This window comes from Kitasatospora sp. NBC_00458 (genome assembly GCF_036013975.1).
GTDB lineage: Bacteria > Actinomycetota > Actinomycetes > Streptomycetales > Streptomycetaceae > Kitasatospora.
In genome coordinates this window covers 4221902-4235748 of record NZ_CP107904.1, presented here as the reverse complement: position 1 = coordinate 4235748, position 13847 = coordinate 4221902, and the positions used below count along the sequence as shown (strand labels likewise).

The 13847-nt window shown below is 75.8% G+C and carries 13 protein-coding genes; 6 read left to right on the top strand and 7 right to left on the bottom strand.

All coding sequences use genetic code 11. The features are described from left to right. Window positions 1–26: 26 nt before the first annotated feature. Together OG550_RS17255 and OG550_RS17250 are read left to right on the top strand one after the other, a co-directional pair. Complete coding sequence (locus OG550_RS17255; RefSeq protein WP_327678524.1) at window positions 27–983, top strand: NUDIX hydrolase; 957 nt, start codon at window positions 27–29, stop codon at window positions 981–983. A 340-nt stretch (window positions 984–1323) separates the two neighbouring features. Beyond that, window positions 1324–2151: an MBL fold metallo-hydrolase gene (locus tag OG550_RS17250; RefSeq protein WP_327678522.1), complete on the top strand. Its 828-nt coding sequence runs from the start codon at window positions 1324–1326 to the stop codon at window positions 2149–2151. 148 nt (window positions 2152–2299) lie between these two features. On the opposite strand, the gene OG550_RS17245 is transcribed toward OG550_RS17250, so the two are convergent. Together OG550_RS17245 and OG550_RS17240 are read right to left on the bottom strand one after the other, a co-directional pair. Then, window positions 2300–2974, bottom strand: a complete 675-nt coding sequence (locus tag OG550_RS17245) for a Crp/Fnr family transcriptional regulator (RefSeq protein ID WP_030392646.1) — start codon at window positions 2972–2974, stop codon at window positions 2300–2302. 383 nt (window positions 2975–3357) lie between these two features. After that, a complete protein-coding gene (locus tag OG550_RS17240) occupies window positions 3358–4365 on the bottom strand; it encodes an ArsR/SmtB family transcription factor (protein WP_327678520.1) in 1008 nt (335 codons plus the stop codon). Window positions 4366–4491: 126 nt separating this feature from the next. Here OG550_RS17240 and OG550_RS17235 point away from each other — a divergent pair, with 126 nt between their 5' ends. Continuing rightward, a complete protein-coding gene (locus OG550_RS17235; RefSeq protein WP_327678518.1) occupies window positions 4492–5373 on the top strand; it encodes an isocitrate lyase/PEP mutase family protein in 882 nt (293 codons plus the stop codon). A gap of 126 nt (window positions 5374–5499) precedes the next feature. Here OG550_RS17235 and OG550_RS17230 read toward each other — a convergent pair whose 3' ends face one another. From OG550_RS17230 to OG550_RS17220, 3 genes are all read right to left on the bottom strand, one after another. Then, a complete protein-coding gene (locus OG550_RS17230; protein WP_327678516.1) occupies window positions 5500–6705 on the bottom strand; it encodes an alpha/beta hydrolase in 1206 nt (401 codons plus the stop codon). A gap of 202 nt (window positions 6706–6907) precedes the next feature. Beyond that, on the bottom strand, window positions 6908–7681 hold the full coding sequence (locus tag OG550_RS17225; protein ID WP_327678514.1) for a response regulator transcription factor: 774 nt from the start codon (window positions 7679–7681) through the stop codon (window positions 6908–6910). Further along, window positions 7678–8907: a sensor histidine kinase gene (locus OG550_RS17220; RefSeq protein WP_327678512.1), complete on the bottom strand. Its 1230-nt coding sequence runs from the start codon at window positions 8905–8907 to the stop codon at window positions 7678–7680. The genes OG550_RS17225 and OG550_RS17220 overlap by 4 nt, the downstream gene beginning before the upstream one ends. 241 nt (window positions 8908–9148) lie before the next feature. Here OG550_RS17220 and nth point away from each other — a divergent pair, with 241 nt between their 5' ends. From nth to OG550_RS17205, 3 genes are all read left to right on the top strand, one after another. After that, window positions 9149–10042 carry an endonuclease III gene (nth, locus tag OG550_RS17215; RefSeq protein ID WP_327678510.1) on the top strand — a complete coding sequence of 298 codons (894 nt, stop codon included), beginning with the start codon at window positions 9149–9151 and terminating at the stop codon, window positions 10040–10042. Continuing rightward, entirely contained in the window at window positions 10039–10779 is a 741-nt protein-coding gene (locus tag OG550_RS17210) for an NUDIX hydrolase (RefSeq protein WP_327678508.1), read from the top strand. Before nth ends, OG550_RS17210 begins: the two co-directional genes overlap by 4 nt. Window positions 10780–10975: 196 nt before the next feature. Further along, entirely contained in the window at window positions 10976–12160 is a 1185-nt protein-coding gene (locus OG550_RS17205) for a MarP family serine protease (RefSeq protein WP_327678506.1), read from the top strand. A gap of 132 nt (window positions 12161–12292) precedes the next feature. Here the strand turns inward: OG550_RS17205 and OG550_RS17200 are convergent, their stop codons facing one another. Both OG550_RS17200 and OG550_RS17195 read right to left on the bottom strand, forming a co-directional pair. Next, window positions 12293–12505 carry a hypothetical protein gene (locus tag OG550_RS17200; protein ID WP_327678504.1) on the bottom strand — a complete coding sequence of 71 codons (213 nt, stop codon included), beginning with the start codon at window positions 12503–12505 and terminating at the stop codon, window positions 12293–12295. Window positions 12506–12700: 195 nt separating this feature from the next. Beyond that, window positions 12701–13765: an alpha/beta fold hydrolase gene (locus tag OG550_RS17195; protein WP_327678502.1), complete on the bottom strand. Its 1065-nt coding sequence runs from the start codon at window positions 13763–13765 to the stop codon at window positions 12701–12703. Window positions 13766–13847: the final 82 nt, after the last annotated feature.

Here is a 13847-nt window from a genome sequence, read left to right as displayed (position 1 = left end):
CGCCCCCGGGCGCTTAGCATCCGGGCATGGACCAGCGAGCAACGACGCTCCCGATGCCGCCCGGCTGGCCTGCCCGGATCCGGGCGGTCGAGTCCGGCGCGGTGACCCCGCCCGTGCCCAAGCCGTCCGCGACGGTGGTGCTGCTCCGGGACGCGGACGTCGCCGCGGTAGCCGGTGACGGTGAGCCCGCGGGCCACTCGACGCACCCCGCTCCGGCGGATGGCCGGGAGCCCGCGACGGCCCCGGGGCCCGAGGCCTACCTGCTGCGCCGCCGCACCTCGATGGCGTTCGCGGCCGGCATGTACGCCTACCCGGGGGGCGGGGTGGACCGGCGCGACGCCGAGGCCGAACTCGGCTGGGCCGGCCCCGGCCCGCAGGAGTGGGCCGAGCGGCTCGGGGTGGACGCCCGGACCGCCCAGGCGGTGGTGTGCGCCGCGGTCCGCGAGACCTTCGAGGAGGCCGGCGTCCTGCTGGCCGGACCGGACGCGCACAGCGTCGCGGAGCCCCGGGACTGGAGTGCGGAGCGCGCCGCCCTGGAGGCCCACGAACTCTCCTTCGCCGACTTCCTCCGCGAGCACGGCCTGCTGCTGCGCAGCGACCTGCTGGCCGGCTGGGCCCGGTGGGTCACCCCCGCCTTCGAGGAGCGCCGGTACGACACCTGGTTCTTCGTGGCCGCGCTGCCGCCCGGTCAGCTGGCCGCCCGCGAGGTCGGCGAGGCCGACCGGGTCGCGTGGCTCACCCCGGCCGAGGCGGTCAGGGGCTACGAGGAGGGCCGGTACGGGATGCTGCCGCCGACCGTCACCGTGCTGCGCGAGCTGCTGCCGGTGGGCAGCGCCGCCGAGGCGCTGGCCGTGGCAGGCGGACGTTCGCTGTCGCCGGTGCTCGGCCGGGCCGAGGTGCGGGGGGACCGGCTCACGGTCCGCTGGTCGGGGTACGACGAGCTGACCATCGACGGGTCCTTCCCCGAGGACCGCGACCGCTGAGCCCGCCCGGCCGGTCCCCCGGACCGACCCGCCGACCCCGCCGACCCGACGACGTCCACGAAGCCGACGACTTCCACGAACCCGACCGACCCGACCGACCCGGTCGACCCGGTCAACCCGATGAATCCGATGAATCCGATGGACCCACGCGAAAGGACCGACGCCCGATGACCCACAACGACGTGGCTCGCCGGACGGCACGCCAGATGCCCGCCCGCAGCCTGTACCCCCGTACCCCCGCCTGTGACAGCGGTCTCGTGCCCTTCAGCGAGCTGGCCCAGCGCGCACTCACGCGGGTCCTCCCGCTGCGTGCGCTGCATCGCGACGGAGAGGGCGGCCGGTGAGCGGACTCCTCCCGGGTGACCCCGCCGCCGCCGTCGGCGGCGAGGCCACCTCCCGGGCGCTGTGCGTCCTGGCGCCGAACCCGTCGCCGATGACGCTGGACGGCACCAACACCTGGCTGCTGTCCGAGCCCGGGTCCGACCTCGCGGTGGTGATCGACCCGGGCCCGCTGCACGAGGACCACCTGCGCCGGGTGATCGACACCGCCGAGCAGCAGGGCAAGCGCGTGGCGCTCACCCTGCTCACCCACGGCCACGCCGACCACTCCGAGGGGGCCGCCCGGTTCGCGGAGCTGACCGGTTCCGAGGTCCGCGCGCTGGACCCGGCGCACCGGCTCGGTTCCGAGGGCCTCACGCACGGGCAGCGCCTGGACGTCGGCGGCCTCGACCTGCGGGTGGTCGCCACCCCCGGGCACACCTCCGACTCGCTGACCTTCCACCTGCCCGCCGACGGCGCGATCCTCACCGGCGACACCGTGCTCGGCCGGGGCACCACGATGGTCGCCCACCCGGACGGTCGGCTGGGCGACTACCTCGACTCGCTGCGGCACCTGCACACCATGGCCGCCGAGTACGGGGTGCGGACCGTGCTGCCCGGCCACGGGCCGGTCCTCGCCGACGCGCTCGGCGCCGTCGACTACTACCTGGCGCACCGGGCCGGCCGGCTGGCCCAGGTGGAGACGGCGGTCGAGGCCGGCTGCCGGACGGCGGCCGAGGTGGTGGCGCGGGTCTACGCCGACGTGGACCGCGCGCTCTGGCCCGCCGCCGAGCTGTCGGTCCGGGCCCAGCTCCAGTACCTGCGCGACCACGGGCTCATCCCGGACTGAACCCGTGGACCCGTGGACCGGCGGACCGGCGTCGGCCGCCGTTCCTCGGCCGACCGGCCCCCGAACGACCGGAGGGCCCGTACGCCGGAGCGTACGGGCCCTCGTCGGTCGGGCCGGCGGCTGCGAGCCGCCGGTCACCGGCTTCCGGCTACCGCGAACGGCGGGAGAGCCGCTCGACGTCCATCAGGACCACCGCGCGGGCCTCCAGCTTCAGCCAGCCGCGGCCGGCGAAGTCGGCGAGCGCCTTGTTGACCGTCTCGCGGGAGGCGCCCACCAGCTGGGCCAGCTCCTCCTGGGTGAGGTCGTGGGCGACGTGGATGCCCTCGTCGGACTGCACGCCGAAACGGCGGGAGAGGTCCAGCAGGGCCTTCGCGACGCGCCCGGGCACGTCGGAGAAGACCAGGTCGGACATCACGTCGTTGGTCCGGCGCAGGCGGCGGGCGATGGCGCGCAGCAGCGCGATCGAAACCTCGGGGCGCGCGTGCAGCCAGGGCTGCAGGTCGCCGTGGCCGAGGCCGAGCAGCTTGACCTCGGTGAGCGCGCTGGCGGTGGCGGTGCGCGGGCCCGGGTCGAAGAGCGACAGCTCGCCGATCATCTCGCTGGGCCCGAGGACGGCGAGCATGTTCTCGCGGCCGTCCGGCGAGGCGCGGTGCAGCTTGACCTTGCCCTCGGCGACGACGTACAGCCGGTCGCCCGGGTCGCCCTCGTGGAACAGCGACTCACCACGGGCGAGCGTCACCTCGGTCATGGAAGCGCGCAGCTCGCCGGCCTGTTCGTCGTCGAGTGCCGCGAAGAGTGCGGCGCGCCGCAGAACGTCGTCCACGTGCTTCCTCCTTCTCGGCCGGCCGGCCGTCAAGCCCTCCGGCACAAGTTCGTACAGTGCTCTGCATCACCAAGCATGGCGCATGTCGCTCCGATCATATGAGGAGGGGGTGCGCCGAGGTGTGCTGCGCGGGGCCATTCGTACCGCCCGTACCGCCAGGTCAACCGCCGCCTCCGGCCCCGTGCCGGGCCGCTCCAGGCCTTGTCACAGGGGCTTCGGGGGCTCGGAGCAGGCCCGCGCCGAGCCCCCGCGGAGCTCGTTGCGCGCCGACCTCGGCCCGTTTTTCGCGACCGGCGCCCGTGTCCGTTCCCGTGCCGTGTGAGTCGCCCGCGCCGCCCGCCGGCACCGCCTCCACCACCGTCACCGCTTCCGTCAGGCCTCCGTCAGGCCTCCGCCACCGCCGATGCCGCCGGATCGAGCAGGGCGTCGGCGACGGTCGTGCGGGCGTAGAGCACGGCGTGCCCGGCCCGGTGCGCACTGGTCAGACCGGCCGCGCGCAGGGCCGTGAGGTGCTGGGAGACCCCGGCGGCGGAGAGACCGGTGCGCCGGGCCAGCTCGGTGGTGGAGGCCGGTGAGTCGAGTTCGGCGAGCAGCCGGGCGCGGGAGCGGCCGAGGACGGCGCCGAGGGCGTCGGAGCCGGTGCCCGGGCGGGGTTCCCACAGGGTGGCGATGCCGCGGGCCGGGTAGGCGAGCTGCGGCGGGTCGGGCGGCAGCGACCGGGTCAGCACCCGCGGCCAGGCGAACACCGACGGGACCAGCAGCAGCCCGGCCCCGGCGTCCAGCCGCTGGACCGCGCAGTGCCGCTGTTCCAGCCGGAGCGCACCGCCGTCCCAGCGGACCGTCTCGTGCAGGTCGCCGAGGACGCGGGCGGTGCCGTACCCGACGGCCTGGCGGGCGCGGTGCAGTACGTCCGCGTCCAGCAGCGCGCGGATCCGGGCCCAGTACGGCGCCAGCGCGAGCTGCCAGTACGCCTCGACGTCGGCGGTCAGCCGGGGCAGCCGGCCGGCCGGGTCCCGGTGGAGCGGTTCGAGCGGGGCCGGGAGCCGTCCGTCGTGCTCGGCGGCCAGGACGTCCAGGTCGGCCCGGACCTGTTCGGGGGTGGTGGCGGCGATCGCGGCCAGCTCGTCGGCGAGCGTCGGGGCGGTGGTGGCCGGGACGGGGGTGAGGAAGTCGGGCAGGTGGCCCGTGGGCGGGACCATCGCGGCCAGCCGCCGGTACGCGGGCCCGGCGGCTGCCAGCCGGGGGCGGACCTGCCCCGCCCACCGCCGGTGCAGGGCGGGGACCGGGGTGTGGGCGAGGGCCCGGAGGCTGGTCACCACCTCCCACATCGGGGAGACGGCGAACCTGGTCCGTGCCAGGTCGTCCGTCGAGAACGCGAGTTCGGTGCGCATCGTCGCGGACCTCCCGATCGGGGCCAGGATTCGGTCCCAGCTTAATCACTGGAGACCGACCCGTCGGCGGCCGCAGGATTCGGTCGTCGCACCACGATCCCCTCCGCGTGAAAGCCGGTGTACCGCATGACCTCCGCCGTCTCCCCCTCCTCCACCGCCCCGTCCGCCGCCGCGGCCTCCACCGTGTCCCCCGTCCCGGTCCTGCGCGAGCGGGCCGTGCGCCTGCGGGCCCTGGTGGCGGACGGCGTGCTCGTCCTGCCGAACGCCTGGGACGCCGGGAGCGCCGCCGTGATCGCCTCGGCCGGTGCGGCGGCGATCGCCACCACCAGCGGCGGCGTCTCGTGGTCGCTCGGCCGCGGCGACGGCCAGCGCCTCGACCGGGTGGAGGCGGTCGAGGCGGCCCGGCGGATCGCCGCCGCCGTCGACCTGCCGGTCACCGTGGACGCCGAGGGCGGCTACGGCCCGAGGCCCGAGGACGTCGCCGAGACCGTCCGGGCGCTGATCGGGGCCGGGGCGGTGGGCGTCAACCTGGAGGACTCGGTCACCGTCGGCGGCCCGCTGTTCGCGGTCGGGGACCAGGCCGACCGGCTGCGCGCGGCCCGGACGGCGGCGGCCGGTGCGGGTCTGCCGGAACTGGTGCTCAACGCCCGGACGGACGTCTTCCTGTTCGGGCTGGGCGGTGTCGACGACGTCCTCGCCCGCGCCGAGGCGTACGCGGCGGCGGGTGCCGACGGCCTCTTCGTGCCGGGCCTGCTGGACCTCGACGCGCTGGCCGGGCTCTGCGCCCGCTCGCCGCTGCCGGTGAACGCGATGGCCGTTCCCGGCGGACCGACCGTCACCGAGCTGGCCGCCGCCGGAGTGCGCCGGATCAGCGTCGGGACCGGCCTGGCCCAGCTCGCCTACACCGCCGCCCACCGGGCCGCCGCCGAGCTCCTGGACCGGGGCACCCTGGCGGAGCCGGCCGGCCTGCTCGGCTTCGGCGAGGTCGACGCGCTGTTCCGGCGCTGACACCTGACCCGTCCGCCGAGGTCCGTCGAGCCGGTGAGTACCGAGTCGGTGCGTACCGAGCCGGGGCCGAGCCGGTGCGCCGCACCCGTCCGGCACGTTCCGCAGGCACCCCCCGCGCGGTGGAGGTCAGCTCACCGGCCGGCCGGTGAGGAAGTCGAGGAGGACCCGCCGGCCGGTCTGGGAGGTGAGGCTGCCGTACGCGTCGTCGAAGGCGTGCTCGGCGAACGGCAGCTCGCGCACGGTGGTGGGCACCCCGGCCGCGCGCAAGGCCCCGCCCAGTGCCCTGACATCCTCCGGCCGGGCGCTGCGGTCCCGGTCGCCGACCACCAGGAGCGTGGGCGGGAGGCCCGCGCGCACCTCCGCGGACGGGGACACCTCGCGGTAGCGGTCCGGGTACCGCCCGGGCGTGCCTCCGGTGTACAGCTCGGCGGCGGCGCGGGAGCCGGCCACGTCCCGCTGCCACATCCCGGTGACGTCGACACCCGGGTAGAAGCCCACCACCGAGGCGGGGGGCCTGGGCGTGGGGCCGTTCGCCGACACGATCGTCCCGTTCTGCAGGCGGTAGGCGGCGTTCACCGCCAGCGTGCCCCCGGCCGACATGCCGCCCAGCGATATCCGGTCGGGGTCGAGGCCGTAGGCGTCGGCACGGTCCTGCACCCAGCGGAGTGCGGTGAGGAGGTCCTGGGGGGCCTTGTCCCAGGTGGGGCGGTCGGGTCGGGCGAGCCGGTAGTCGACGGCGAAGACGGCGACGCCACGGTCGGCCAGCCAGCGTCCGGTGCCGCGCAGGTCGGCCTTGTCGAAGGTGTGGAAGCCTCCGGCGTGGGCGAGCACGACGGCGGGCGCCCGGCCGTCGTGCCGGGCGGGGAGGTAGACGTCGGCCCGCAGTTCCTCGCCGTCGGCGGTCGCGTAGGGCTCCGTGGCGTCGGGCGCGGCGTCCGGGTAGGCGAGCTCTCCGAAGACCTCGCCGAACGAGACGTCCGCGCCCGCCCGCCGCGCGTCGGCGTACTGGATCCCGCCGATGACCAGTGCGGCGACGGTCGACAGCGCCGCGGCCGCGGTGACGGTGCGGCCCCGGCGCAGCAGGCCGCCGCGGTGGGCCACGACGCCGAGCGCGGCGCCGGCCAGGCCGAGCAGGGCGACGTGGAAGGGGTACTGGCCGCCGAGCACCGGTCCGATGATCCCCGCCTTCGGGATCGCCGGGAGGTACGCCCCGAGCATGATCACCGCGGCCGGGAAGGTCAGCAGCGAGGCGAACAGCACGACGGTGACCAGGACGGCCCGCCTGAGCCACCTGGGTACCGCGGGCAGGGCGGTGCGGACGGGCAGGGTCATACCGGTGCTCCTGTACGGGTGCGGGACGCGCGGTCGCTCGGTGCGGGACCGCTCGGTGCGGCGTCGCTCGGTGCGGGATCGCCGACGCGGGCTCGACGGCCCCGCCGCCGCCCGCCGGCACCTCCGAGCCTCCCCGAACCCGGCCGCGCCCCGCGTCCCCCGGCGGAGCCAACCCGGACGTGGCTCTCGCGGGGGACGCCGCTCAGCGGTCCGCCGCGTCTCCCCCCGGCGTGACCAGCCCGTTCTCGTACGCGAAGACGGCGGCCTGGGTGCGGTCACGCAGGCTCAGCTTCCGCAGGATGCGGCCCACGTGGGTCTTGACGGTCTCCTCGGCCACCACCAGCTCGCGGGCGATCTCGGCGTTGGAACGGCCGCGCGCGATCTGGACGAGCACCTCGCGCTCGCGCCCCGTGAGCAGCCCGACCGGTGCGCCGACCTGCCCGCCCGCGGACCCGCCGGCCGACCCGCGCGCGTACCCGCCCGTCTGGTCCCCGACCCGCACGGCCGGTGCGCCGCCCGCCGTCGCCCCGGCCGCACCGGGGCCACCACCCAGCCGGGAGAACTCGGTGATCAGGCGCCTGGTCAGGTCCGGTGACAGCATCGCCTCGCCGCGCGCCACGACCCGGACGGCCTCGGCCAGTTCCACCCCGGACGCGTCCTTGAGGAGGAACCCGGTGGCTCCCGCCCGCAGGGCCTCGTACACGTACTCGTCGAGGTCGAAGGTGGTGAGCACGAGGATCCGGGTGGCGTCGCCCAGCAGCCCCGTGATCCTGCGGGTGGCCTCGATGCCGTCCAGGACCGGCATGCGGACGTCCATCACGACCACGTCCGGGCGCAGGTCCTCCGCGCGGGCGACGGCCTCGGTGCCGTCCCGCGCCGTGCCGACCACCTCGATGCCGGGCTGGGCCCCGAGCAGCACCGAGAAGGCCTCCCGGACCATGGCCTGGTCGTCGGCGATCAACACCCTGGTCGTCATGCCGGGCCGTCCTCGTGGGTGGTGGCGGTGGTGACGGTGACGGGCAGGAGGGCGGCGACCTCGTACCCGCCGTCGGGGGTCGGACCGGCGGCGAGGTCGCCGCCGAGCATCGCCGCCCGCTCGCGCAGGCCGGTGAGGCCGTGCCCGCCGCCGGGCGAGGGCGGCGCCCCCCGGGTCGCCGGGCCGTTCACCACCCGCAGCCCCAGGGCCGAGGGACGGTAGGAGAGTTCGACGACGGAGTGTGCCCCGGGCGCGTGCCGCAGTGTGTTGCTCAGCGCCTCCTGGACGATCCGGTAGGCGGACAGCCCGACCCCCGGGGGCAGCGGGCGGCGAGGCCCGTCCACGACCAGACCGACCGTCAGACCGGCGGAACGGACGGTGTCGAGCAGCGTGTCGAGCCGTTCGAGGGAGGGTTGCGGAGCGGTGCCGCCGGCGGACCGCCCGTCCGGCCCGTCCGCGCGCAGCACCCCCAGGAGGCGGCGCAGCTCGTTCAGCCCGTCCAGCGCCACCGCGCGGATCGCGGCCAGTTCGGCGGTCAGCTCGGGAGGCGGGTCCGCCACCCGGTAGGGCGCCGCGTCCGCCTTGATCGCCACGACGGACATGTGGTGGGCGACCACGTCGTGCAGCTCGCGGGCGATCCTGGCGCGTTCCTCCAGGACGGTGCGCAGTGCCCGTTCGTGCGCGGTCGCGGCGGTCTGCTCGATCAGCCGGGCCCGGTCCTCGCGGCGGCCCCGCCGCACCGCGCCGATCATGACGGCCGAAGCGAACAGACCGCAGCCGACCGCGACCGTGGTCCACGATCCCACCGGGCAGCCGGCCAGCTTCAGCAGCGTGCCGCAGAGCGCGCTCCCCGCCGCCGCCGCGGCGGACACCGCCGGCCGGTTCCGCAGGGCGAGCAGGAGCAGCACGCCGGCCTGGACCGGCCAGGTCCACAGCTCGTTGTCGTGCGTGGGCGGGTGGGCGACGGATATGACGACGGTGAGCACGGTCGCCAGCCACCAGGCGGCCACCGGCCGGAGCAGCGCGATCACCACGGTCGCCGCGTGCACGACGGCCAGCAGGCGTGCGACCGGGTCCGCGCCCGTCGCGGCCAGCGCCGCCGCGCCGAGGGCCACCGCGACGTGCGGGAGCCGGCGCAGCCGCTGCGGCCAGGCCAGCGGCGGCATCGGCTGCGGACGCAGGGTGAGCAGGTCGGCCACCACCTGCCGCGGTGCGGGGCGGCTCACCGGACGCACACGGGGGCCGGGCCGTCGGGCCCGGGCGGTAGGAGGGCCCACGGGGCGGTGCTGACCATGCGGGTGACGCTATCCCGTGCGCCCCCGCCGGCGGTTCCCCGCCCCGGCGCTCCCGTTCCCGCCGGGTGCCGGCCCCCGCCGCCGCGGTGCCCCGGCGGTCGGAGCCGGCCGTGCCGCCACCGTCCTGGCTGATCCGCCGCACGCGACGGACCGTCCGGCGTAGCCTTCGTGCATGGCAGAGAGCAAGGTCCGGAAGGCCGCGGCCGAGGCGGTCGCGAAGCCGGCGGTGAAGTCGGCGGTGAAGGCGGTCAGGCCGCGGAAGCCGGAGTCGCACCTGGCGATGGTGCGGCGGGCGCGGCGGATCAACCGGGAGCTGGCCGAGCTGTATCCGTACGCGCATCCGGAGCTGGACTTCGACAACCCCTTCCAGCTGCTGGTGGCCACCGTGCTGTCGGCGCAGACCACGGACCTGCGGGTGAACCAGACGACGCCGGCCCTGTTCGCGAAGTACCCGACTCCCGAGGACATGGCCGCCGCCGTGCCCGAGGAGCTGGAGGAGATCATCCGGCCGACCGGCTTCTTCCGGAACAAGGCGAAGTCGCTGATCGGCCTCTCGATCGCGCTGCGGGACGAGTTCGGCGGTGAGGTCCCGGGTCGGCTGGACGACCTGGTGACCCTCCCCGGCGTCGGCCGCAAGACCGCCAACGTCGTCCTCGGCAACGCCTTCGGCGTCCCCGGGATCACCGTGGACACCCACTTCGGGCGGCTGGCCCGACGGTTCGGGTGGACGGCCGAGGAGGACCCGGTCAAGGTCGAGGCGGTCGTCGCGGAGATCTTCCCGAAGTCCGAGTGGACCATGCTCTCGCACCGGGTGGTCTTCCACGGCCGCCGGATCTGCCACTCCCGCAAGCCGGCCTGCGGGGCCTGCCCGGTCGCGCCGCTCTGCCCCTCGTACGGCGAGGGCGAGACCGACCCGGAGAAGGCGCGGAAGCTGCTCAAGTACGAGATGGGCGGCGAGCCCGGCCAGCGGCTCCGCCCGCCCGCCGACTTCCCGGGCGAGGCGGCGGCCCGCGCCGACGCCGCCGCCCACCGGGGCAAGGTGGCCGACCTGGCGGTGGCCGAGTGACCGCCGGCGCGGCCGGGATCGAGCGGGAGGGCCTGCCGACCTGGCTGGAGCCGGTCCGGGACGCCGCCGAGCGGGTGCTGCCCGAGCAGCTGAGCCGCTTCCTGCCGCCCGCCGGGGGCGGACGCGCCGCGGCCGTCCTGATGCTGTTCGGCGAGGGTGCCGCCGGGCCGGACGTGCTGCTCATCGAACGGGCCCGCTCGCTGCGTTCGCACGCGGGCCAGCCGTCCTTCCCGGGCGGTGCGCTGGACCCCGAGGACGGCGACCCGGCCGGCTCCGGGCCGGTCGCGGCGGCGCTGCGGGAGGCCTGGGAGGAGACCGGCCTGGACCCGGCGGGGGTGCAGGTCTTCGCGACCCTGCCGGCCCTGTACATCCCGGTCAGCCGCTTCGTGGTGACCCCGGTGCTCGGCTGGTGGCGCGAGGAGTCGCCGGTCCGGCCGGTGGACACGGGGGAGACCGGTGCGGTGTTCCGGGTGTCGATCGACGAGCTGACCGACCCGGCGAACCGGGCCAGGCTCCGCCACCCGTCCGGTCACCTGGGTCCGGCCTTCGCGGTCGGCGGGCGGCTGGTGTGGGGGTTCACCGCCGGGGTGATCGACCGGGTGCTCCACCACAGCGGCATGGAGCGGCCGTGGGACACCGCCAGGATCGTCGACCTCTCGGACGAGGCGCTGGAGCTGGTGCAGGGCGACCGTGACCGCTCCCGCGCGGTGCTCGGCCGCGACGCCGGGGCGTCGTGAGCGAGGGTCTGGCTGCTCCTGCGGGCGGCCTCGCGGGCGCGGCCGCCCGGGCGTCCGTCCACGCGTCCGTCCGGCTGTCCGTCCGGGCCTTCGGCCGGGCAGCCGTCCGGCCGTCCGTCCGGGCGGGAGCGGTCGGCCGGACCCTCGCGGGCTCCCGCCCGCCCGGGTGCGCGGCCCGGCATGGGAGGGTGTCCGGGTGAACGTCCTGGATGTGCTGTTGATCGCCGCCGCGGTGGGATTCGCCGTGTCGGGCTACCGGCAGGGCTTCGTGGTCGGCGTGCTGTCGGTCCTCGGCTTCCTCGGCGGCGGCCTGCTCGCGGTCCAGTTGCTGCCGCTGCTGCTCGACCACCTCAGCCCGGGGACGACCGCCTCGGTGATCGCCGTGGTGGTGGTGATCGTGCTGGCGGCGATCGGTCAGGCGGTGACCACCCACTTCGGCTGGAAGCTGCGCGGCCACATCGACCGCCGTCCGGCGCGGGCGCTCGACGCGGCCGGCGGCGCCGTGGTCAACGTGATCTCGATGCTGCTGGTGGCCTGGCTGATCGGCTCGGCGCTCGCCGGGACGTCCCTGCCGACCGTCTCCAAGCAGGTCCGCACCTCGGCGATCCTGGGCGGGGTGCAGGACACCCTGCCGTCCGACGCCCCCAACTGGTTCTCGGACTTCTCCAAGGTGCTCGCCCGTAACGGCTTCCCCCAGGTGTTCAACCCCTTCGAGCACGAGCCCATCACCCAGGTCGACATCCCCGATCCGGCGCTGGCCGCCAGTCCGGCGGTGGCGAAGGCGAAGCAGAGCCTGGTCAAGGTGGTCGGCACCGCCACCTCCTGCGGCAAGACGCTGGAGGGCAGCGGCTTCGTCTACGCGCCGCACCGGGTGATGACCAACGCCCACGTGGTCGGCGGCGTCGACGAGCCGACCGTGCAGATCGGCGGGGTCGGCCCGCTGTACGACGCGACGGTGGTCCGCTACGACTGGCAGCGCGACATCGCGATCCTGGACGTGCCCAAGCTCAACGCTCCGCCGCTCGGCTTCGCCGGTGAGGCGAAGACCAACGACAGCGCGATCGTGGCGGGCTTCCCGGAGAACGGCGCCTTCAACGTGCAGCCGGCGCGCATCCGCGGCCGGATCCAGGCGAACGGTCCGGACATCTACCACCGCGGTCAGGTGGTCCGGGACGTCTACTCGGTGCGCTCGCTGGTCCGCCAGGGCAACAGCGGCGGCCCGCTGCTCACGCCGGACGGCCAGGTCTTCGGGATGGTGTTCGCCAAGTCGCTGGACAGCGCGGACACCGGGTACGTGCTGACCGCCGCCGAGGTGCGCGAGGACGCCGAGAAGGGCAGCACGGCGACGGCCCGCGTGGACACCCAGGGCTGCGCCCTCTGACGGTCCGCCGTCAGGGGCCAGCAGGCTGTTCCGGCTGTTCCGGCTGTTCAGGACGGGCGTCGGCCTGCTGTTCGGTCGGCCTGCCGTCCGGCGGGACGCCCCGCCGGACAGCCGCCCGGCGGGTACCCGGTCTCAGCTCTCGCGTCGCAGCCGGGCGCCCACCCAGCGGGCGCGCCGGCCGAGGATGTGGGGGATGCCGAGTTGCCGCTGGACCGCGCGCCGGTGGCGGTCCACGACGTCGTGGCCGAGGTCGTCCGCCCAGTCGGGGCGGTGGGCGGCGGAGCGCTGCGGGCTGTTGTGGCGTCGGCCGCGCGGGGCGCCGTCGCGATCGGGCATCCAGGTCATACCGCAATGGATGCCCCTGGGCCGACGGGGGTAACCACGGGAGTTGTGTCGAACTTGGCCTATGCGTTTGTCATATGAGCACACTGTAAAGGGAGTTGGGACCTTCGGCCCCGTTCGTCCGTCCGGACCCGGACGAACCCGGACGGACCCGAACGCCGCCCCGGTCCGCGGGCCCGTTCCGGTCGGCGGGGCAGGTCAGTCCTTGTGGCGGCCGATCCAGTCCAACAGCTCCGCCGTGAACTGCTCCGGCGACTCCTCGTGCGGGAAGTGCCCGAGCCCGGGCAGCAGCCGCCAGCGGTACGGCGCGGCCACGTACTCGCCGCCACCCAGCGCGGTGCGGGACAGCAGCACCGGGTCGGCGGCGCCCTGGACGTGCAGGGTGGGCGCGGTGATGGGCTTCTTCATCCGCCGCGCGAACTGGACGCCGTCCGGCCGGGCCATCGACCGCAGCAGCCACCGGTACGGCTCGATCGAGCAGTGCGCGGTGCTGGGGATCTGGATCGCCTTCCGGTACGCGGCCACCGTCGTCCGGTCCAGCTGGTTGCGTCCGGTCCAGTCGTCCAGGTAGCGGCCGACCAGCGCCGCGTCGTCGGCGACGAGACGGCGTTCCGGTATCCACGGCCGCTGGAAGCCCAGGACGTGTTCGAAGGCCGCCACCTGACGCCGGTCCGTGAGCAGTGCCCGGCGGAGGTCGCGGGGGTGGGCCGCCGAGACCACGGTGAGGCTCTGGATCACCGACGGCCGCATCACCGCCGCCACCCAGGCGAGCGTGCCGCCGGAGGCGTGACCGACCAGGTGGGCCCGGTTCTCGCCGAGCGAGCGGATCACGCCGGTGATGTCGAGCGCGAGGTTGCCGGGGTCGTAGCCGCGCGGGGTGCGGTCGCTGCCGCCGATCCCGCGCAGGTCGAGTGCGACGGCCCGGTAGCCGGCCTCGGCGAGCGCGGTCAGCTGGTGGCGCCAGGCCCACCAGTACTCCGGCCAGCCGTGCACCAGCAGGACCAGCGGGCCCTCGCCCAGCTCGGCGATGTGGAACCGGGCGCCGTTGGCGGCGAGGTCGCGGTGGGTCCACGGACCGGCCTGCCGGATGTCCCAGCCGGCGCCGCCCTCGGTGCCGCCGCCGTCGGTGCCGCTCCCGAGGGCGCCGTCGCCGGTGCCGTCGGTGGTGCCGAGACTGCTGCCGTGGGCGTCGCCCTCGTCGCCGGATGTTCCGCCGGAGCGGGCGGGCGGCTGCGCGGGCACGGGCTTCTGGTCGGGCGACATACCGAGAGCGTGTCACATCCCCGCGCCGGACACGTGCCCGGCACTCGCACTCGGTGCGTCAGGGAGCGGCCCGGGCACGGCC